Source organism: Bibersteinia trehalosi USDA-ARS-USMARC-188, assembly GCF_000521725.1.
Lineage (GTDB): Bacteria > Pseudomonadota > Gammaproteobacteria > Enterobacterales > Pasteurellaceae > Bibersteinia > Bibersteinia trehalosi.
Genome location: NZ_CP006954.1, coordinates 663,050 through 682,368, shown reverse-complemented (window position 1 = coordinate 682,368; position 19,319 = coordinate 663,050). Strand labels below are relative to the sequence as shown.

Below are 19,319 nucleotides of genomic sequence, written 5' to 3'. Positions count from 1 at the left end.
AGTTGATAAGAGTAAGATTTCTAAATACACTATTAAGTATCACTAAATAATAGGAAACATTATGCATGATTACAAAGCCATGACGGTATTTGTGAAAGTAGTGGAACATGGCTCAATGCAAGCGGCAGCAGAGAAATTACAAATGACCGCCTCTGCCATTAGTCAAACCATCCAGAAACTTGAGCAACAATTAAATATCAAGCTACTCACTCGCACAACGCGTAAACTTTCGCTCACCGAAGCAGGAGAAGCATTTTATGAACATGCTGCGCAAATTGAAAAAAATGCCGATAATGCTCTCAAAAGCCTTGAGCAGCTTCGTTCATCGCCATCAGGACAATTGAATATTGCTTGTGTCACAGGGCTCACCGATAGTTTATTCGTTAATGTTTTCAAATCGGTTCTTGATCGCTACTCTGATTTTAGACTCAATTTACTGTTTGAAGATAAATTGATCGATTTAGAAAAACAGCGGATCGATATTGCTATCCGAGCTGGAGAAGGGGTTCTGAGTGATAATATGATTGCACGACATATCACTGACTTTGAATGGCATATCGTGGCAAGCCCAGCATTCTTTACTGATAAGGCTGTGCCAACAACATTGGAAGAATTACAATCGCTGGATTGGATCAGTTTTTCTAATCCCAAATTTCAACAATTTACGCTGAAAAAAGGCAAACAACAAAAAAGCATTCAGCCAGCTTATCGGATACATTGTAATACGCTTTATGCTAGTCGCTGCTTAACGACAAGTGGCTTAGGTATATCATTACAACCCAATGTGGATGTACAAAAAATGCTGGGAACAGGCGAATTAATTCGTCTATTCCCAGATTGGCAACTTCCTGCAATCCCACTCTATTTAGTGACATTACAACGAATACAATCAGAAAAGGTACGTATAGCTTGTGAACTCATCATGGATTATTTTAATGCAAAATTGCCTTAAGCCGGCTATACAGTAGTGCAAGCACAAAGCAGATTGCTTGTAGCACCACAATCATTGCCCCAGTTGCAACGTTCCAGTGGAAACTCAGCAAAATGCCTAAATAAGCACTTAATACCGCAGAACAAACGGCCGTCAGAAGCATTTTATCAAAGCGCTTATTGAGAACAAATCCTGTCATCCCTGGGGTAATTAACATCGCGACCACAAGAATAACACCAACAACTTGCATTGCACTCACGATCATTGCGGTCAGTAGTACTAACAAACCATAATGCAATAGCTGACTATTTAACCCAGCAACCCTTGCATGACTTGGGTCAAAGCAGTAAAGCAAAAAGTCACGGCGCTTAACCAAAATAATCAGCAAGACAAGAGTGGCAATCCCTAAACTTAGCCAAAAGTCGTGGTCATGAATACCAAGAATATCCCCAAATAAAATATGCAATAGGTGCTGGTTCGTATCCAATTTTGCAAACATCACTAAACCAAAGGCAAACATACCCGAAAACACAATGCCCATGACGGTATCCTGCTTAATGCGGCTATGCTGTTTTAAGTAACCAATTGCTACCGCACTAAAAATACCAGCAGAAAAAGCACCTAAAGCAAGTGGCAAAGATAACAAATGCGCAATAACAATCCCAGGAAGCACAGCATGTGAAATTGCATCACCCATTAATGCCCAGCCTTTTAAGACTAAATAGCAAGAAAGCACAGCGCACACCGAGCTTACCAAAATCCCAATAATGAGTGCTCGTTGCATAAAAGGGAAAACAAAAGGCTCGCTCAACCATTCAACCATAAGCTTTCTCTCCTGTTTTTTCGGCTTTACAAGCGCTCACATTTGGCTGTTTTTTTGCAAAACGGCGCGGAATGAAACCATATTTAGGCGCAAACAGAAAAGCTAATAGAAAAATGCCAGTTTGTATCGATACAATAAATCCACCTGTTGTACCATCTGCAAAGTAGCTTAAATAAGCCCCCATCGCACTTGTTACACTCCCAATGATAATTGCAATAAGCACTAAATAGCCAAAACGATCTGTCAGCAAGTATGCGGTTGCACCAGGGGTCACCACCATCGCAATCACCAAAATTGCACCGACACTTTGCAGTGCACTTACAACGCATGCACTTAACAAGCTAAAAAATAAAATTTTATAACGTAAGGGGGATAATCCAACCGCTCGCGCTTGTGTTTCATCAAAAAATACCAGCAATAGATCTTTCCAAAACAGCACAAGTAATAGTGTTGAAATTCCCAAAATCCAATAGAGTTGCACAATATCTTCATCTGCTATACCAAGGATATTCCCCAGAACAATAGATTGCACATTAACACTGGTTGGATTGATCGAGACAATCAGTAATCCAATTGCAAAAAAAGTACTGAAAATAAAGCCGATTACTGCATCCTCACGTAATTTGCTCAATGATTTCACCGCTAAAATAGCTAACGTGGCAAGAAAACCAGAAAAAAATGCACCGAGCGCATAAGGCAGAGAAAATGCATAAGCAATTGCAACCCCTGGAACTACCGCATGAGATAACGCATCACCAATTAATGACCAGCCTTTTAACATTAAGTATGCCGACATAAAAGCACATACTCCGCCAATCAACCCACTCACCCAAATGGCTTTAAACATATAGTCGTAGCTGAAAGGCTCAAGTAATACCTCAAGCATAAGACGGCTCCTTACTACTTAGCGCAACTGTATAGCGGTAACCCCCAAAAACTTGTTCTAGCTTTTCTGGCGTAAATGTCTGCTCAATATCACCATAAAACAGCACAGTACGATTAATCATGACGGTTTGATCACAAAAGGCGGGAACAGTATTTAAATTATGAGTGGAAACTAAAATGAGATGCCCTTCAGCGCGTAGCTGTTTAAGCAATTGCATAATGGTATTTTCGGTCTCGACATCCACCCCAGTGAAGGGTTCATCAAGCAGAATAATCTGACTCTGTTGTGCTAATGCTCTAGCTAAGAAAACACGTTTTTTCTGACCACCAGACAATTCCCCAATTTGCCGTTCAGCAAGATGAGCAATACCGACTCTCTCCATAGCTTGTTGTACTTTCTGTTTATCCGTTTTACTGGGAATACGCAAAAAGTTCATATAGCCATAACGCCCCATCATCACAACATCATAAACCGAGACAGGAAACTGCCAATCAACTTCTTCACTTTGTGGGACGTAAGCGACTAAATTACGTTTTAATGCTTGATTGATGGGTAACCCACAAAGTTCGATCTTACCTTGGGAAAGAGGAGTTAACCCCATAATACTTTTAAATAGTGTAGATTTCCCACTACCATTTACGCCCAAAAGGGCACAAATTGTGCCCCCTTGAAGCTGAAAAGTAACATCATAAATTGCGGTATGTCCGTTATTATAACGTACTGTCGCATTTTCCACTTTCAGCGAATTTTTCATTACTGCTTAAACCCTTCAACAATGGTTGAAACAGTCACTTTAAGCAGATCAATATAAGTTGGTACTTCACCATCTGCAGTTGAAAGTGAATCAACATATAAAACGCCACCATAGACTGCACCTGTTTCTTTCGCTACCTGTTTTGCAGGTTTATCAGAAACCGTACTTTCACTAAATACCACTGGAATTTTATGCTGGCGAACTTGATCAATCACTTTGCGAATTTGTTGCGGAGAACCTTGCTCATCAGCATTAATTGCCCAGAGATAAAGTTCTTTGAAGCCATAGTCAGCAGCTAAATAGCTAAATGCACCTTCACTGGTTACTAACCAACGGCGCGCCTCAGGTACTGCATTGAGCTTCGCGCGTAATGGTTCGTCTAGCGCCATAATTTTTTCTGCATATGCTTTCGCATTACGGTTATAAGTTTCTGCATTGGCAGGATCATGCTCGACAAATGCCTTACGAATATTTTCGATATAAACTAAAGCATTCTTTGGCGACATCCAAGCATGTGGGTTTGGGTTATCTTTATAAGGGCCTTCTGCGATAGCAATTGGCTGAATGCCTTCAGTCACCAATACCGATGGCTTACCCTTCACTTGGCTGAAAAAGCGCTCAAACCAACTCTCTAAGCCCATGCCATTCCAAAGCACTAAATCTGCGGATTGGGCTTTTACAATATCTTGGGGTGTTGGCTGGTATTCATGAATTTCAGCACCAGGTTTAGTAATAGATTCCACAACCGCAGCATCACCCGCCACATTTTGTGCAATGTCTTGGATTACAGTAAAGGTTGTTACCGCTTTAAACTGCTTTGCCGCAAGTGGATTGGCTAGCAATAATGCTGAGCTCAGTAGTACGAGTAACTTCTTCATGTCTTTCTCCTTATTCAAAGTATGGTTATTCTCGTGCTAGAGATTATAAGGAGAAATGCAGAGAAGATCAACAGATGATATTCATTCTCAATTATGTTGTTAAAGATGATAATCAACAACCTCATCGTAAATGAGAATAGTTATCTAAATACCAGATATTCACTCAAATTCACGCTCAATAGCGACAAATTTTGCCACCGCGAAGCAAATGCACACCACCTCATTATTCCAATAAAGCGTTTTTAGCTAGCGCGTGGCTAACAAGCGCTGACTATTTAGTACCACCGTCACCGATGACAATGCCATAGCAATGGCGGCAATCATCGGGTTAAGCAACCAACCGGTAAACGGATATAGAGCACCGGCAGCGACAGGAATACTAATAATATTGTAGAAAAATGCGCCAAGCAGGCTTTGTTGCATATTTTTCAGTACACTTTTAGAAAATGGCAAAATTGCACTCAGCGGTTTTAACCCTGCTTGCATTAAAGATAAATCAGCGGTTTCTAGGGCAATTTCACTGCCTTGATGCATTGCCACGCCCACATTAGCTTGTGCTAACGCTGGCGCATCATTAATCCCATCACCAATCATAGCAACTTTTCTGCCCTGAGCTTGTAACTTCGCTATTTCAACAGACTTTTGCTCAGGTAGCACATCTGCAATAACCGCATCAAGACCTAGCTCTTTAGCATAATATTGAGCAACCTCCGAGCGATCTCCTGTGAGCATGATGCACAGATAACCTTGTGCTTGAAAAACTTGAATCGCCTGCTTACTCTCAGCTCTAAGTTGATCTTGCAAAGTCAGTTTAGCCAAAACAATGTCATCAAGTGAAAGCCAAACTTCCGTTCCGATTATTGCTGTTGAAGAGAATAAAGGCTGAACCCAGTGCTCTGATTTTACAAATTCCTTATTACCAAGTTTAACCTTTTGCCCTTGATATATTCCTGTTATACCCAGCCCTTTCACCACTTGTACATTTTCAACCGAGCAAGCGGTCACATTTTCACAAAATTTTACAATTGCTTTAGCAATCGGGTGATTAGATTGACATTCAAGCGCTTTAATTAAACCAAGCGCTTCATTTTGTTCTGCTCCATTAAATATCTGGACATCTACCACCTGCATTTCACCTGTCGTTAGAGTCCCTGTTTTATCAAATACTAAAGTATCCAGTTCACTACTTGCCTGCAATGCTTCAATATTTCTCACCAAAACCCCAAATTCTGCCGCCCTTGCTACGCCAGCAATGGTGGAAAGTGGGATAGCAAGCCCTAAAGCACAAGGACAAGCAATAATCAACACGGTGGTAAAAATCGACAATGCAAAGGCAAAATCTTTGCCAACAGCAAGCCAAACCAGAGCAGAAATAAACGCAATTGAAACGACTATCGGCACAAATACACTCGCCACCTTATCAACCCATTGTGCTAACGGCGGTTTGCTCGACTGCGCATGACGAACCGCATGAATAATACGCGCAAGTGCTGTTTGTGAACCGACCTGCTCAGCAATATACACACCCGCACCATCTTGTACAATGGTACCTGCTCGCAATTTGTCTCCGCTATTTTTCTCGATAGGCAAAGGCTCTCCACTTAGCATAGATTCATCAACCCAAAGCGTACCTTGCAATAATGTACCATCAACGGCTAAGCGGTCTCCTGTGAGCGCTTGGAGCTGCATACCCACTTTAATTCCCTTCACGGGAATAACTTTTGCAGAATTTTCCTCCAAAATGACCGCTTGTTGTGGTGCGAGATCTAGTAATTTCTCTAATGCTAATGAGGAACGCTGTTTTGCTTTCAATTCTAAGAATTTACCCAAATTAAGAAAGCCAATAATCATCATACTCGCTTCATAATAGAGGTGGCTATGCGGCTGTGGGAAAAGAGTCAGAAAGAAAGAATAACTCCATGCAACGCCTGTACTTAATGCAATCAACGTATCCATTGTTGCTGTGCGCTGTTTAAATGTTTTCCAAGCGCCAACAAAAAAATGGCGTCCACTGAAATACATCGTGAAGGCAGATATTGCCGCCCAAAATAGCCAAATCCAACGATTCTCATGCGTAGGCTGCATACCAAATTGCATACCAAACAGCATTAAAATTGCACCAATAGCTAACGCTAAAATAAACTGCTGTTTTTTCTCATTTAAAATTTTTTTTGTTTGCTGTTGTTGCTTAACGCGACGTTCTTGCTCGCTTTCCAGTAACTCCGCTCCAAAACCTATTTTTGTTATTGCAGCAATCACTTGGTTTGCACAGATATCACCTTGTACAAACGCGGTTTGATCAGCAAGATTAACAGAAACATATTCGACATTTTCTAACCGCTTAACTACTGTTTCTACTCGTCGGACACAAGCGGCGCAGTGTAAGCCGTTGAGTAAATATTGTTGTTCTTTCATGAGGATTCCCTATCAAACTACCCTCTTCTTATGCCTCTTTTGCATCAAAGCCAATTTCAACAATAGCTTCAATCAATGTTGTGGGCGTTTCATCGCTTTCAACAACTGCAGTTTGAGTGGTTAAATCAACCTTTACGGCTCGTACCGTTGCTAATGCAGATAATGCATTTTCTACGCTTCTCACACAGTGTCCACAGTGTAAACCTTCTAGCTGCAATGTAATCGTTGTCATTTTAAACTCCTATTAACTCAATTATGCTCAAAAATAAAGCGAAACAAGCGGTCAGGTATTCATATTTTTTTACCAAAAAACGCCTTGCGCAAACGATTGCCTTATTAAAAAAAATAATTATAATACCGCCCATTTTTATTTCTATACTCAAGAGAACCTCATTATGCAAAATTTACGCTATCCTGTCGATTCCAAACCACCATTTGGGTTATCTCTCCTACTTGCCGCTCAACATTTGCTTGCTGCAATTGGAGGAATTATCGCGGTACCATTAGTTTTAGGTGGGGTGCTTGGGCTACCGACTGCCGACACTATTGTATTAGTCAATGCCGCGTTATTGGTTTCTGGCATTGTCACCATTGTTCAATGCCAAGGTGTTGGTCCTGTCGGCTTACGCTTACCAACCGTAATGGGAACAAGCTTTACTTTCGTTGCTGCTGCAATTGCAATTGGATTTAGCGAACATGGCGTAGCTGGTATTATGGGGTCAGCATTAGCTGGTTCACTGGTGATGATTATTGGTAGCTTTTTTATGCCTTATGTACGTAAACTCTTTCCACCTGTGGTGACAGGAGTAGTAGTGATGATGATTGGTTTAAGCTTGATCCCCGTTGCGGTCGATTGGTTTGCCGGAGGCCAAAAAGGCGATGCGAATTATGCGGATCCGGCTAATTTAGCAATGGCATCATTTGTATTAATTTTAGTGATTTGCTTAGTGCAATGGGGAAAAGGTATCTTTTCCGCTGCTGCTATCGTAATTGGTATGTTGGTTGGCTATATTGTCGCTTTATTATTAGGGTGGATTGATTTCAGTACCGTAAAACAAGCAGAGATCATCGCTCTACCTAAGCCACTACATTTTGGCTTAGCCTTCCCAATTTCAGGCATTATTGGCATGAGTATTGCTTATTTAGTCACCATTGTTGAATCTAATGCAGACTTCCTTGCCGTAGGAAATGCTACAAAAACTGAAGTTACCGGAGAACATTTACGCCGCGGGATTTTATGTGATGGTTTAGGCTCAGCATTTGCTGCACTCATGTCTACAACCCCATTCTCTTCTTTCTCACAAAATATCGGAATTATTTCATTAACTGGTGTTGCAAGCCGTTATGTTGTGACCATTATGGGCATCATGTTAATTATAGCAGGGATTTTCCCTGTTTTTGGCGCATTAATTGTTTCTATTCCAACGCCGGTATTAGGCGGTGCCGGCTTAATTATGTTTGCCATGATTATTGCAGCCGGTATTCAAATGCTTGACCGAATTGAACGTAGCCGCCGTAATGGCTTAATTATTGCCGTATCTATTGGCTGTGGTTTAGCTGTGACAACCCGCCCCGAGTTGTTAGATAAACTGCCGTCATTTATCAAAGAAATTTTTGGTTCGGGAATTACTGTTGGTTCATTAATGGCATTAACTCTGAATCTTGTGTTACCACAAGATCAACTTCATGAAGAAAAATAATCACAGCAATTTAAAATTCCTACTTGAAAAGTGGGAGATAAGTGACTATCTTGTCGAATACCTTGAACGCTCTGGTTCACAGAGCGTTTTCTTTTTAATTAAATTTAAGGAAACAAAATTATGAGCAGCGTATTACACACAACTGATGCAACTTTTGAACAAGATGTTTTAAAATCGGACGTGCCTGTATTATTAGACTTCTGGGCTCCATGGTGCGGACCTTGTCGTGCAATTGGCCCAGTATTAGACGATTTGGCCGCAGAAATGGGAGATAAAGTCCGTATCGTAAAAATGAATGTGGATGAGAACCAACAAGTGCCGGCTCAATTTGGCGTACGTAGTATCCCATTCTTGGCAATTATCAAAAATGGTGAAGTAGTAGCTCAACAGGTTGGTGCGCAAAACCTTCCAGCATTTTTAGAAAAATTAGCTTAATCTTATATAAAAAGAGAGAACGAAAATTATCGTTCTCTCTTTTTCATTATTTGAATTATTTTACAAAACTATCAAACTTCAGTTCGTAATTATCGCCATCACGATTGTAAGAAATATAGCGAGGGAATTTTTCTCCTGCATGCTTTTTCACTGTAATATATTTGCCACCCGTTTTGAAACGATAGGTAATCTCTTCAACATTCTGACCTTTTACTTTGATAGTTTGTTGCGATTTATTAAGCACTACGTTTTCTGTTGGATACAACTTTTTGCCATTCGTAGTTTGAAAACTTTTTGGCAACCGATCATAATAACTTAGCTGAAAGGCCACACTAAATAGATCGAAAGTTGGCATTTTAATGCTCTCCTTTTTCAGTGGTTCTTTCACTTTACCATATTGAATGGTATTGGAATCCAATTCTGCAATGGCATAATTTTTACCGTTACGGCTATCTTGATAACTCAGCATATGGAATTGATTACCATATTCCCGCCCTTTTGCACTGAATACAATGTTATACAGCGGCACATTAATTTTCGACACAATCGAATAGCTTTTGCCATCATTTTTAAAATGCACATACGCCGGCATCAGATAGTTTGAGCTATATTTAATATTAAAATCTTCTGCCACAGAATTTACAGCGATAGCCAATAATCCGGTCACTAGCACTAACGCTTTTTTCATCAGTTTCATTATTTTTCCTCTAATTGAGTTTGTTCAAATAAACGTAAAATTGCATTGTTATCACGTAACTGTTCAGCCTGCTCTACCTGCATTTTAGTTAAATGAGGAGAGAAATAGTGAATAAAATCATACATATAGTTACGTAAAAACATACCACGTTTAAAAGCTATACGGGTCATACTCGATTGAAAGAGGTGAGAAGCATCAATCGCAATTAAATCATCATCTTCCTGAGTATGTGCCATACTTGCCATAATCCCAACTCCTAATCCTAAGCGAACATAGGTTTTAATCACATCCGCATCGGTTGCAGTGAACACAATATTTGGTTCCAACCCTTCTTGGTTAAATGCTTGGTCGAGATCCGAACGCCCAGTAAAACCAAAAGTATAAGTAATCAGTTCATATTGAGCGAGCTGTTGGACAGTCAGTTGTTGTTTTTGGTTCGCGAGAATGGCTAGAGGGTGATCCGGTTTAACAATTACTGAACGATTCCAACGATAACAAGGCAAAGAGATAACATCTTCAAACAAATATTGCGCTTCGGTCGTAATCGCGAGATCCACCTCTCCGGCCATTAAGGCATCATAAATTTGAGTAGGTGAACCTTGATGCAAATGTAAACTCACCTCAGGATATTTTGTTTTAAAACGGCTAATCACTGCTGGCAACATATAACGAGCTTGGGTGTTTGTTGTCGCGATGCGTAACACACCTTTATTCGGACGAGTCTGCTCTTCAGCAACCGCTTTAATACTTTGTGCTTTCACTAACACTTCCCGCGCAATTTCAACAATTTTCTCGCCTGCTGAAGTGAGTCCTTTAATATGCTTACCGTTTCGTTCAAAAATATTAATACCAAGTTCACTTTCAAGTAGCCGCACCTGTTTACTGATTCCCGGTTGAGAGGTGTACAGACTTTCCGCGGCTTCAGTAATATTTAAATTTTGATTAACGATTTCCACTATATAGCGAAGTTGCTGTAATTTCATAGCTGTTACCCTTTGCAAATTTTGGGTTAAAGTCGACCGCTTACAATAGGAATTAAATCTAACATGGAGTGAATTTCATAAGTTGGGCGAATATCTGTTTCATTTGTTTTTTGATGCGGATTGAACCAACAGCTATCAATCCCACTCAAATTACCGCCTAAAATATCAGAGGCAAGCGTATCACCAACCATAAGCACTTTTGATTTATCAAACTCCCCCATTTGGGCAAATGCATAATCAAAAATTTGGTGGTCGGGTTTTGCCACACCAACGTCTTCAGACACTACCACCATCTCAAAAAACTGCCCCGTAGCTGTATTATCTAAGCGTTTTTGTTGCAAGGATCGAAAACCATTCGTAATAATCCCCATCTGCACTTTACCATATAACGCTTGGAGCATGGCTAACGTGTTTTCCAGAGGACGACTAACCTTTGCCATTTCCGCCATTAACTCTTGGTTTAATATCAATGGATCTTGTCCTGTTTGCTTCGCAAGTTTGGCGAAGCGGGTCATTTGCAGCTCTTTTGCGGTAATTTCTTTATTTTGGTACGCCACCCACAACGGCTGATTAACGGCTTGAAACTCATCATAATGTTGTTGAGTAAAATCAATGCCATAGCGAGCCAACATTGGCTTTAAGCCGTGAAATGAGTTAAAAGAATAAAGCGTTTCATCGGCATCAAATAAAATCCAGTTATATTTCATCCTCTTCCTACTCTACACTGCAGCGGTTACCACGATTTCTATTTTCCACTCTGGCATAGCCAGCTTAGCTTCTACACACGCGCGTGGCGGCGCATGATTTTCTGCTACCCATTCATCCCAAGCGCGATTCATTTCTGCATAATCGCCCATTTCAGCAAGATAAATTTGTGCCATCAAAATACGGCTTTTATCTGTACCAGCTAGGGCTAAGCATTTATCAATTTCTGCCAGTACTTGCTGCGTTTGTCCATAAGCATCTGCCGAGGCATCCCATGGTACTTGGCCAGCTAAATAGGCAACATGGTTGTGAATAGCAACTTCAGAATAGCGATGCCCGACTTCAAAACGTTGAATCATATATGCTCCATAAAGATAGGGCGAATACAATTCGCCCTTTTGCAAAATAGGGTGGAAAATCCACCGCTTGTTACTACTCTACCTTCACAATCCAGCCTTCTGGCGCTTCTACATCGCCAAACTGAATACCTGTCAATTCATCATAAAGTTTATGGGTAATTGGCCCAACTTCGGTTTCAGAATAGAACACATGGAAATTATCACCATTTTGAATACCGCCAATCGGAGAAATCACAGCAGCTGTGCCGCAAGCCCCTGCTTCTGCAAATTGATCAAGTTCGTCAATATAGACATCACCTTCAATGGCTTGCATGCCTAAACGATTTTCTGCCAACCACAGTAAAGAATATTTCGTAATACTTGGCAAAATTGATGGCGATTTAGGTGTGATGAATTTGTTATCACGCGTGATGCCAAAGAAGTTTGCGGCACCAACTTCTTCAATTTTAGTGTGAGTTTTAGGGTCAAGATAAATACAGTCTGCAAAATTACGCTCTGCGGCTAATTCGTGTGGCAGCAGACTTGCCGCATAGTTACCCCCCACTTTTACCCCGCCAGTGCCATGAGGCGCTGCACGGTCATAATTTGTAACAAGGAAATTAGACGGCGCTAAACCACCCTTGAAATAAGCTCCAACAGGACAACAGAAAACAGAGAAAATATATTCAGGCGCAGCTCGAACGCCAATATTTTCACCTACGCCAATCACAAATGGACGCAGATAAAGTGTTGCCCCTGTACCATAAGGCGCAAGCCATGCTTCATTTGCTTTAACCACTTGCTTACATGCTTCAATAAACATTTCTACTGGTACTTGTGGCATAAGCAATCGATCACAAGTCGTCTGCATTCGTAGCGCATTTTGATCTGGGCGGAAAAGGTTAATTGAGCCATCTTTACAATGATAAGCTTTCAAGCCTTCAAAACATTGCTGTCCATAGTGAAGTGCGGTCGAACCTTCGTGGATATGAAGAGTATTATCAGTAGTAAGTTCGCCTTTATCCCACTTGCCATCTTTCCAACGTGCGATAAAGCGATAATCAGTTTTAATATAAGAAAAGCCTAGATTTTGCCAATCAATCTCTTTTGGGGTCATTGTTGTGTCCTTATTATTGTGTATTAAAATCGAATTTGGCTATTCTAAAGCAAATTTTTTTAGAATGATAAAAATTTTTGGTTTTCTGCGACTTTCTGCTAGAATGTCACAGATTTTTGGCATAAAAAAACCGCCCAAGTGGGCGGTTATCAACCAAATCGGTCAAAATATACAGGAAGTGAAATGAGTAATGAATTACTCACGGTCTATAAACTAGACCAATATGCAAACACAACATCATACTTAAAAATACAAACAACAAAATGTTGTTCACTATCCATCTAAGTATGGGTTGCTATTCTAGAGAGATTTATCCTCTGTAACAAACGAGATTTTTTTATTTTATTAATCAAAAAAAGTAATGCTTTATCATCAATCAATCGTTCTTTGCTATGAATAACAAAAAACTTCCGCCTCTTAATGCGCTAAAAGCTTTCGAATCCGCTGCTCGTCATCTTAACTTTACTAAAGCTGCCGAAGAACTCTTCGTTACTCAGGCTGCCGTAAGTCATCAAATCAAATTATTAGAAGATTTTTTGAGCATACAATTATTTCACCGGCGTAACCGTATTCTCGAGCTCACAGAATCGGGTTTGCAATATTTTGAGGAAATTCGACCGCTTCTAGAACAGATCGCCAAAGCAACAGATAAAATTCGCGCTAAAAACAATCGACAAATTTTAACCATCAGCGTACCCCAAACCTTCGGTATGCAATGGCTCGTTCCTCGTCTAAATGATTTTCATGAGAAATTCCCCGATGTAGAAGTTCGCATTAAAGGGGTTGATCAAGATGAAGGTCAGTTAGGGAAAGAAATTGACGTTGCCATCTACTATGGAAACGGAAAATGGGATAACCTTGAGTCTGTTTGTTTAGCAGAAGCACCTTTAGTGATCTTAGCTTCACCCAAATATTTAGCCGAGAATCCATTAAACACACCAGATGATATTATTGGAAAAATGTTGTTGCATGTTTTTAGTCGCAACAAGTGGAAGCGTACGATAGAACACTTCAAGCTAGACGACAAAATTGATGTGGAAGAAGCTGGCACAATGTTTAGCCATACGTTTATGGCTCTACAAGCCGCAATGCACAACCAAGGCGTAGCGATCGCCAATAAAATTTTGGCTCAGCATGAAATTGAGCAGGGTAATTTAATTGAACCGTTCCCTACAGGGCTCATTGATGAAAAGACTTTTTATGTCGTCTATCCTCACCAAATGGCAGAAGTTCTCAAAGTTCAGCTCTTTGTAGAATGGATCACAACAGAAATGGCACAGAGTTATCCAAATTAATTTGAGAAAAGCGGTCTCCCATCATGATGCGAGACCGTTTTTAAGCAAGACGCGATTTAACTTAAACGCTTAGCGTTTCTTATTCATTCAATAGTTTTTTCACAAGCTGAATAACTTGTTGAGTTTGTTCAGTTGAAAGTTTACCTTCTGCAACAAATTGCACTTTACCATGCCGATCTAATACCGCCACAAAGCTTTCTTTTGCTTTTAATTTCCAAGCACTTTTCACTTTCCCTTGTTGATCTAGGACAACCTGGCTATGCGGATTTTCTAATTTGCCGTTTTCTGCGCTATTTTTCACAAATAGCACCGTCCCAACAATAGCATCATCCGCATTAATAATTGTCGTTGTTTGATATTTACTACGATCTAAGCCTGCGGCTTTAATCGCATTCACCAGTGCTTGATTTTTTTCTTTTGCTGCACTCCTACCGGCAATGTGAAAAATAACACGCACTTTACCATTCAAACTAGCGCTATCCCAACCCTGATATTGCACATTTTTGCCTTTTGCAATGAGTTCACCATCTTGAGCAACTGTAACAGCAGGTAAGCCAGCATGTAACGAAATGTTATGTGCAAGGGCTGAATTTGCAAAAATTGCACTAAAAAGCACCGCTTGTAGATATTTTTTCTTCATCATTTTCCTTCTTGTATTGAATTTAACAGAATTGCTCCCATATCGGACGACATTCTACCTAGAATACAACACAAAAGAGAGCGGATCTGTTATATCCATATTTTTTCTGATGAAAACCAAGTGGAAATATGCTATTTTAGCGCCCTCTTTTTTCCTATTAATCACAACATGTTAAGGAGCTTTTTATGCAACAAGGTGGCGGTATGGAAATGATTTTTATGCTAGTGGTATTCGGTGCGATCTTCTATTTTATGATCTACCGCCCACAAGCAAAACGCCAAAAACAACAACGTGAGCTTTTAGCAAGCCTTGCAAAAGGTAACGAAGTTTTAACTAGCGGCGGCTTAGTTGGTAAAATCACGAAAGTTTCTGCTGAAGATGAAAATATCGTTATCGCATTAAACGATACCACAGAGGTGACTATTCAACGTGCTTTCGTGGTGGCGGTATTACCGAAAGGTTCTATCAAATCTCTCTAATCCTTCCAACAAAATAGGGGACTTATTGTGTTAAACCGTTTCCCGCTTTGGAAGAACCTAATGGTGATCCTTGTGATCGCCATTGGCGCTTTATATGCCCTTCCAAATCTTTATGGCGAAGACCCATCAGTACAAATTTCTGGCACTCGTGGGCAACAAACATCTCAAGAAACGCTCACCCAAGTGCAATCAGCTCTCAGCGCTTTAAATATCACTCCCAAAGCAATGAGCTTAGAAAATGGCTCTATTTTAGTGCGTTTAAATAAAGATGAAGAACAACTTCCTGCCAAGGAAAAAATTGCCGAAGTGCTTGGTAATAACTATTCTGTGGCATTAAATTTGGCTCCAGCTACACCTGAATGGCTCACCTCTATTGGTGGCGAACCAATGAAACGTGGCTTAGATTTGCGTGGAGGGGTTCGTTTCTTAATGGAAGTGGATATGAACACCGCGCTTACGAAGCAGCAAGACCAACTGCAAGATAGCTTACGCGCCATATTCCGCAAAGACAATATAGAAACAAAGTCATTTAAAAAAGTCGATAATTTCGGCACTGAGATTGAATTTAATGATGAAAATGGTGCAGAAAAAGCGGTACGCTACATTCGTCGTACTTATCCAACACTAGATGTCTTACTCACTTCCACAAACGTAGCAGTATTAACGCCTTCCGCACAAGGATTATCAGAATCACGTGATTTAGCTATTGAGCAAAACCTGACTATCCTGCGTAAGCGTGTTGAAGAACTTGGCGTTTCTGAGCCTACTATTCAACGCCAAGGCGCTGATCGTATTGTGGTGGAATTACCAGGGGTACAGGATACTGCACGCGCAAAAGAAATCCTTGGAGCAACAGCTACACTTGAATTTCGGATGGTTAATCAAGAGGCCGATCTTGGTCAGGCTAGCCGCGGTATAGTGCCACTAAACTCTGAGTTGAAATATGATCGCCATGGAGGTCCTGTTGTCCTCAGAATGCGTCCATCACTCGGTGGTGAGCATATTATTAATGCTAAATCAGGGATTGATGAACGTGGTTTACCTCAAGTCAGTATTGAGCTGGATAGTGAAGGTGGTAGTCTCATGGGGGAAATCACCAAATCGGAAGTCGGCAAACCAATGGCTACGCTCTACAGCGAATTTAAAGATTCTGGTAAACGTGATGCTAATGGCAAAGTCATTTTAGAAAAACACGAAGAAGTCATTAATGTTGCAACTATTAACTCCCGTTTAGGTTCACATTTCCAAATTACAGGCATTAACAGTCCTGCTGAAGCACAAAACCTCGCGGTATTACTTCGCTCTGGCGCATTAATCGCACCTATCGTTATCGTTGAAGAACGGACTATTGGTGCATCATTGGGAGCAGACAATATTGCTCAAGGTATGGAGGCGGGTTTATTGGGTTTAAGCTTAACCTTAATCTTCTGCCTAGTGTACTACAAAGTCTTTGGAATCTTTGCATCAATGGCGTTGATCGTTAATCTCATTTTAACTGTGGGTTTAATGTCATTAATTGGGGCAACCTTGACCATGCCTGGTATTGCGGGGATTGTTCTTGCTGTAGGAATGTCAATTGATGCGAACGTACTTATTTACGAGCGGATTAAAGAAGAAATGCGCAATGGCCGCTCAATACAGCAAGCTATTCACGAAGGTTATGATGGTGCATTTTCAAGTATCTTTGATTCAAACTTAACCACTATTCTTACCTCATTAATTTTGTATGCGGTGGGGACTGGGCCGGTTAAAGGCTTTGCAGTAACCCTTGCATTAGGGGTAATGATCTCAATGTTTACTGCAATTACTGGTACTAGAATGCTGGTAAACTGGGTATATGGCGGCAAACGTGTGAAAAAACTTTGGATTTAAGGGGATTACATGACGACTCAAACAGAAAAAAATGCGACGGAAGTCAAGTTGCCTTATCGCTTAGTTCCGTTTATGAAATACCGTCTTGGGGCTTATCTATTTTCAATAATTCTCTCGGCTCTCTGTATATTTACCATTGTGACGAAAGGCTTTAACTGGGGCTTAGATTTCACAGGCGGAACAGTAATTGAGACTAGCTTTTCACAGCCAGCTGATCTCGCTCAAGTACGTAGCGTATTAGAGAAAAACGGGTACGCCTCAGCGTTAGTACAAACCACAGGAAGCCAAAGTGAATTAATGATCCGCCTTGGCGCCGCTGAAAGTGATATGACACTGGGTAATAAAGTAATGGATGTATTGCATCAGCAAATCGATCCAAATGCAGTAGTCAAAAGTATCGAATTCGTGGGGCCAAACGTTGGTGAGGAACTGACACAAGGTGCAATTTACGCAACTTTGGGTACACTCGCGATGATTCTTGCCTATGTCGGCTTCCGTTTTGAATGGCGGCTAGCTGCAGGTGGGGTAATTGCCTTATTCCACGATGTTTTAGTAACCTTAGGTGCATTTTCTTTCTTGCAGATCGAAATAGACTTGACCTTTGTCGCTGCTATTTTGTCTGTAGTAGGTTATTCACTAAATGACAGTATCGTTGTCTTTGACCGCGTAAGGGAAAACTTCCCTAAAATTCGTCGTGGCTCATCGGCTGATGTCATCAATATCTCACTGAGCCAAACACTCGCAAGAACAATAGTCACCTCTTTAACAACCTTAGTGGTAGTTTGGGCTCTCTATTTACTCGGTGGGCCAACACTGCATAGCTTCTCTTTAGCATTATTAATTGGTATTGGGTTTGGTACTTATTCAACTATCTTTATTGCTATCGCCACAGCACTCGATCTAGGCTTAAAGCGCGAGCATATGATCCAACCCGTGGTGGAAAAAGAAGGTGAAAATAGCCAATCATTCATTGACTACTAACCATCAAAAAATGCAGGTTTTAAACCTGCATTTTTTTGTAAAAAAGTAGCAAAAAACAACCGCTTGCTAATCCTTTTCTTGTTTCGCTTTCCAAATATAATAACCGTTTACACAGACCAAAAACGCATTTAACAAGGCAACGGGATAAGTACCAACAATCAAGCCATACACGACAAAGCAAGCAGCGCCAATCGCATTAACTAAACGCAGTTTAATGACATCTTTTAATAAAAACGATGCAGCAACTAAAGTTGTTGCCAAATAACCTAATAGTTCAATCATAACAATTTCCTTGTAAAATAAAGATGGTGCGCATTTTACGCCTTATTTTTATATTTGTCGGTAAACCATTGAAACGCAAAGGATTGCGTTAAAAATTTTTTCAAAAAAACTGATTTATTTCAAAAAATAGCGTACAATACAGCCTGTTTTGTACTAGTGAAATAGTATGGTTTCAATGACTGATTTACTCTTTTTTTTAAGCACCTTCCTCACTAATATTACTTGGATTGGTGCACTAGAACTCGGGCTGATTTACGCACTCGTCGCGTTAGGCGTTCTTATCTCTTACAAAATCTTAGATTTCCCAGACCTCACCGCAGATGGTAGCTTTCCATTAGGAGGCGGAGTTTGTGTGCTATGTATTCTAAATAATATTGATCCATGGATTGCTACACTAATTGGCATGGTAGCAGGGGCAGTTGCAGGTGCAATTACTGCTAGTTTGCACATCAGTTTCAAAATCGAAAAATTACTTGCCAGTATTTTAATGATGATTGCACTTTATTCCATCAATCTGCGCATCATGGGTAAACCTAATGTCTCTCTGCTTGGAGATCCAACCGTTTACGACAGCATTAGCGCTAATGATGATTTACAGTTGGCTATCGTTCGCTTGCTTATTGCTGTTTTTGTCGTAATTATTGCTAAACTGCTATTCGATCTTTTCTTTGCGACTCAAACAGGTTTAGCGATTCGTGCTACAGGAACAAATGCGCGTATGGCAAAAGCACAAGGTATTGCAGTGAATAAGATGACCTTACTCGGTATGGCTATTTCAAATGGATTAATTGCCCTTGCAGGTGCATTATATGTGCAAAGCAATGGTGGATTTGATATTTCTATTGGCGTGGGTACAATTGTAATTGGCTTAGCAGCAGTCATTATTGGCGAAGCAATTTTTTCAGCAAAACGCATTATATGGCTCACATTCGCGGTCATTATCGGCTCCATTCTCTACCGTATTTTTATCGCATTAGCACTGAATAATGACACGTTAAATAATATTGGCTTCGGCCCACAAGACCTTAATTTGATTACAGCATTGCTCGTTGTTATTGTACTTGTCTTGCCACGGTTAAAACAAAAATTTCAGGTCAAACGGAGATAA

Annotated in this window: 21 protein-coding genes; 8 read left to right on the top strand and 13 right to left on the bottom strand. The window is 40.5% G+C overall.

Annotated elements, in window-relative coordinates:
• Positions 1 to 61 precede the first annotated feature (61 nt).
• The gene (locus F542_RS03320; RefSeq protein ID WP_015432943.1) at positions 62 to 952 is read left to right on the top strand and encodes a LysR family transcriptional regulator; all 891 of its coding nucleotides are present in this window, start codon (positions 62 to 64) and stop codon (positions 950 to 952) included.
• On the opposite strand, the gene F542_RS03315 is transcribed toward F542_RS03320, so the two are convergent.
• The 6 genes from F542_RS03315 to F542_RS03290 all read right to left on the bottom strand — a co-directional run bounded on the left by F542_RS03315 (position 933) and on the right by F542_RS03290 (position 6,919).
• A complete protein-coding gene (locus F542_RS03315) occupies positions 933 to 1,754 on the bottom strand; it encodes a metal ABC transporter permease (protein WP_015432944.1) in 822 nt (273 codons plus the stop codon). The genes F542_RS03320 and F542_RS03315 overlap by 20 nt on opposite strands.
• The gene (locus F542_RS03310) at positions 1,747 to 2,640 is read right to left on the bottom strand and encodes a metal ABC transporter permease (protein WP_015432945.1); all 894 of its coding nucleotides are present in this window, start codon (positions 2,638 to 2,640) and stop codon (positions 1,747 to 1,749) included. Before F542_RS03310 ends, F542_RS03315 begins: the two co-directional genes overlap by 8 nt.
• The gene (locus tag F542_RS03305) at positions 2,633 to 3,394 is read right to left on the bottom strand and encodes a metal ABC transporter ATP-binding protein (RefSeq protein ID WP_025266896.1); all 762 of its coding nucleotides are present in this window, start codon (positions 3,392 to 3,394) and stop codon (positions 2,633 to 2,635) included. Before F542_RS03305 ends, F542_RS03310 begins: the two co-directional genes overlap by 8 nt.
• On the bottom strand, positions 3,394 to 4,272 hold the full coding sequence (locus F542_RS03300; RefSeq protein WP_015432947.1) for a metal ABC transporter substrate-binding protein: 879 nt from the start codon (positions 4,270 to 4,272) through the stop codon (positions 3,394 to 3,396). Before F542_RS03300 ends, F542_RS03305 begins: the two co-directional genes overlap by 1 nt.
• A gap of 246 nt (positions 4,273 to 4,518) precedes the next feature.
• Positions 4,519 to 6,687 carry a heavy metal translocating P-type ATPase gene (locus tag F542_RS03295; RefSeq protein ID WP_015432948.1) on the bottom strand — a complete coding sequence of 723 codons (2,169 nt, stop codon included), beginning with the start codon at positions 6,685 to 6,687 and terminating at the stop codon, positions 4,519 to 4,521.
• Between the two features lie 28 nt (positions 6,688 to 6,715).
• On the bottom strand, positions 6,716 to 6,919 hold the full coding sequence (locus F542_RS03290) for a heavy-metal-associated domain-containing protein (protein ID WP_015432949.1): 204 nt from the start codon (positions 6,917 to 6,919) through the stop codon (positions 6,716 to 6,718).
• Between the two features lie 163 nt (positions 6,920 to 7,082).
• Here F542_RS03290 and F542_RS03285 point away from each other — a divergent pair, with 163 nt between their 5' ends.
• Positions 7,083 to 8,387: a nucleobase:cation symporter-2 family protein gene (locus F542_RS03285; protein ID WP_015432950.1), complete on the top strand. Its 1,305-nt coding sequence runs from the start codon at positions 7,083 to 7,085 to the stop codon at positions 8,385 to 8,387.
• 120 nt (positions 8,388 to 8,507) lie between these two features.
• Complete coding sequence (gene trxA / locus F542_RS03280) at positions 8,508 to 8,822, top strand: thioredoxin (RefSeq protein ID WP_015432951.1); 315 nt, start codon at positions 8,508 to 8,510, stop codon at positions 8,820 to 8,822.
• Positions 8,823 to 8,877: 55 nt separating this feature from the next.
• On the opposite strand, the gene F542_RS03275 is transcribed toward trxA, so the two are convergent.
• The 5 genes from F542_RS03275 to F542_RS03255 all read right to left on the bottom strand — a co-directional run bounded on the left by F542_RS03275 (position 8,878) and on the right by F542_RS03255 (position 12,662).
• Positions 8,878 to 9,510, bottom strand: a complete 633-nt coding sequence (locus F542_RS03275) for a hypothetical protein (RefSeq protein ID WP_375804313.1) — start codon at positions 9,508 to 9,510, stop codon at positions 8,878 to 8,880.
• A gap of 8 nt (positions 9,511 to 9,518) precedes the next feature.
• The gene (cysB, locus tag F542_RS03270) at positions 9,519 to 10,502 is read right to left on the bottom strand and encodes an HTH-type transcriptional regulator CysB (protein WP_015432953.1); all 984 of its coding nucleotides are present in this window, start codon (positions 10,500 to 10,502) and stop codon (positions 9,519 to 9,521) included.
• A 26-nt stretch (positions 10,503 to 10,528) separates the two neighbouring features.
• A complete protein-coding gene (yjjG, locus tag F542_RS03265) occupies positions 10,529 to 11,209 on the bottom strand; it encodes a pyrimidine 5'-nucleotidase (RefSeq protein ID WP_015432954.1) in 681 nt (226 codons plus the stop codon).
• 12 nt (positions 11,210 to 11,221) lie between these two features.
• Positions 11,222 to 11,566 (bottom strand): RidA family protein, encoded by a 345-nt coding sequence (locus F542_RS03260; protein WP_015432955.1) that lies wholly within the window; start codon positions 11,564 to 11,566, stop codon positions 11,222 to 11,224.
• Between the two features lie 73 nt (positions 11,567 to 11,639).
• Positions 11,640 to 12,662, bottom strand: a complete 1,023-nt coding sequence (locus F542_RS03255; protein WP_015432956.1) for a branched-chain amino acid aminotransferase — start codon at positions 12,660 to 12,662, stop codon at positions 11,640 to 11,642.
• A 392-nt stretch (positions 12,663 to 13,054) separates the two neighbouring features.
• Between F542_RS03255 and F542_RS03250 the strand changes: the two genes are divergently transcribed.
• Positions 13,055 to 13,957: a transcriptional regulator GcvA gene (locus F542_RS03250; protein ID WP_015432958.1), complete on the top strand. Its 903-nt coding sequence runs from the start codon at positions 13,055 to 13,057 to the stop codon at positions 13,955 to 13,957.
• A gap of 79 nt (positions 13,958 to 14,036) precedes the next feature.
• Here F542_RS03250 and F542_RS03245 read toward each other — a convergent pair whose 3' ends face one another.
• A complete protein-coding gene (locus tag F542_RS03245; protein ID WP_025266895.1) occupies positions 14,037 to 14,597 on the bottom strand; it encodes a YtfJ family protein in 561 nt (186 codons plus the stop codon).
• 185 nt (positions 14,598 to 14,782) lie between these two features.
• Here F542_RS03245 and yajC point away from each other — a divergent pair, with 185 nt between their 5' ends.
• Genes yajC through secF form a run of 3 tightly spaced genes read left to right on the top strand, consistent with a single transcriptional unit; the run spans position 14,783 to position 17,929 of the window.
• The gene (gene yajC, locus F542_RS03240) at positions 14,783 to 15,076 is read left to right on the top strand and encodes a preprotein translocase subunit YajC (RefSeq protein WP_015432960.1); all 294 of its coding nucleotides are present in this window, start codon (positions 14,783 to 14,785) and stop codon (positions 15,074 to 15,076) included.
• A gap of 27 nt (positions 15,077 to 15,103) precedes the next feature.
• Positions 15,104 to 16,948: a protein translocase subunit SecD gene (gene secD, locus F542_RS03235; RefSeq protein ID WP_015432961.1), complete on the top strand. Its 1,845-nt coding sequence runs from the start codon at positions 15,104 to 15,106 to the stop codon at positions 16,946 to 16,948.
• Positions 16,949 to 16,957: 9 nt separating this feature from the next.
• Entirely contained in the window at positions 16,958 to 17,929 is a 972-nt protein-coding gene (gene secF, locus F542_RS03230; RefSeq protein ID WP_015432962.1) for a protein translocase subunit SecF, read from the top strand.
• A 66-nt stretch (positions 17,930 to 17,995) separates the two neighbouring features.
• On the opposite strand, the gene F542_RS03225 is transcribed toward secF, so the two are convergent.
• A complete protein-coding gene (locus F542_RS03225) occupies positions 17,996 to 18,211 on the bottom strand; it encodes a YgjV family protein (protein ID WP_015432963.1) in 216 nt (71 codons plus the stop codon).
• A gap of 175 nt (positions 18,212 to 18,386) precedes the next feature.
• On the opposite strand from F542_RS03225, the gene F542_RS03220 reads away from it, so the two are divergent.
• A complete protein-coding gene (locus F542_RS03220) occupies positions 18,387 to 19,319 on the top strand; it encodes an ABC transporter permease (RefSeq protein WP_025266893.1) in 933 nt (310 codons plus the stop codon).

Excerpts from the sequence above, each read along its gene's own strand:
- F542_RS03320 (WP_015432943.1), top strand. The coding sequence starts at position 62 with ATGCATGATTACAAAGCCATGACGGTATTTGTGAAAGTAGTGGAACAT.
- F542_RS03315 (WP_015432944.1), bottom strand. The coding sequence starts at position 1,754 with ATGGTTGAATGGTTGAGCGAGCCTTTTGTTTTCCCTTTTATGCAACGA.
- F542_RS03310 (WP_015432945.1), bottom strand. The coding sequence starts at position 2,640 with ATGCTTGAGGTATTACTTGAGCCTTTCAGCTACGACTATATGTTTAAA.
- F542_RS03305 (WP_025266896.1), bottom strand. The coding sequence starts at position 3,394 with ATGAAAAATTCGCTGAAAGTGGAAAATGCGACAGTACGTTATAATAAC.
- F542_RS03300 (WP_015432947.1), bottom strand. The coding sequence starts at position 4,272 with ATGAAGAAGTTACTCGTACTACTGAGCTCAGCATTATTGCTAGCCAAT.
- F542_RS03295 (WP_015432948.1), bottom strand. The coding sequence starts at position 6,687 with ATGAAAGAACAACAATATTTACTCAACGGCTTACACTGCGCCGCTTGT.
- F542_RS03290 (WP_015432949.1), bottom strand. The coding sequence starts at position 6,919 with ATGACAACGATTACATTGCAGCTAGAAGGTTTACACTGTGGACACTGT.
- F542_RS03285 (WP_015432950.1), top strand. The coding sequence starts at position 7,083 with ATGCAAAATTTACGCTATCCTGTCGATTCCAAACCACCATTTGGGTTA.
- trxA (WP_015432951.1), top strand. The coding sequence starts at position 8,508 with ATGAGCAGCGTATTACACACAACTGATGCAACTTTTGAACAAGATGTT.
- F542_RS03275 (WP_375804313.1), bottom strand. The coding sequence starts at position 9,510 with ATGAAAAAAGCGTTAGTGCTAGTGACCGGATTATTGGCTATCGCTGTA.
- cysB (WP_015432953.1), bottom strand. The coding sequence starts at position 10,502 with ATGAAATTACAGCAACTTCGCTATATAGTGGAAATCGTTAATCAAAAT.
- yjjG (WP_015432954.1), bottom strand. The coding sequence starts at position 11,209 with ATGAAATATAACTGGATTTTATTTGATGCCGATGAAACGCTTTATTCT.
- F542_RS03260 (WP_015432955.1), bottom strand. The coding sequence starts at position 11,566 with ATGATTCAACGTTTTGAAGTCGGGCATCGCTATTCTGAAGTTGCTATT.
- F542_RS03255 (WP_015432956.1), bottom strand. The coding sequence starts at position 12,662 with ATGACCCCAAAAGAGATTGATTGGCAAAATCTAGGCTTTTCTTATATT.
- F542_RS03250 (WP_015432958.1), top strand. The coding sequence starts at position 13,055 with ATGAATAACAAAAAACTTCCGCCTCTTAATGCGCTAAAAGCTTTCGAA.
- F542_RS03245 (WP_025266895.1), bottom strand. The coding sequence starts at position 14,597 with ATGAAGAAAAAATATCTACAAGCGGTGCTTTTTAGTGCAATTTTTGCA.
- yajC (WP_015432960.1), top strand. The coding sequence starts at position 14,783 with ATGCAACAAGGTGGCGGTATGGAAATGATTTTTATGCTAGTGGTATTC.
- secF (WP_015432962.1), top strand. The coding sequence starts at position 16,958 with ATGACGACTCAAACAGAAAAAAATGCGACGGAAGTCAAGTTGCCTTAT.
- F542_RS03225 (WP_015432963.1), bottom strand. The coding sequence starts at position 18,211 with ATGATTGAACTATTAGGTTATTTGGCAACAACTTTAGTTGCTGCATCG.
- F542_RS03220 (WP_025266893.1), top strand. The coding sequence starts at position 18,387 with ATGACTGATTTACTCTTTTTTTTAAGCACCTTCCTCACTAATATTACT.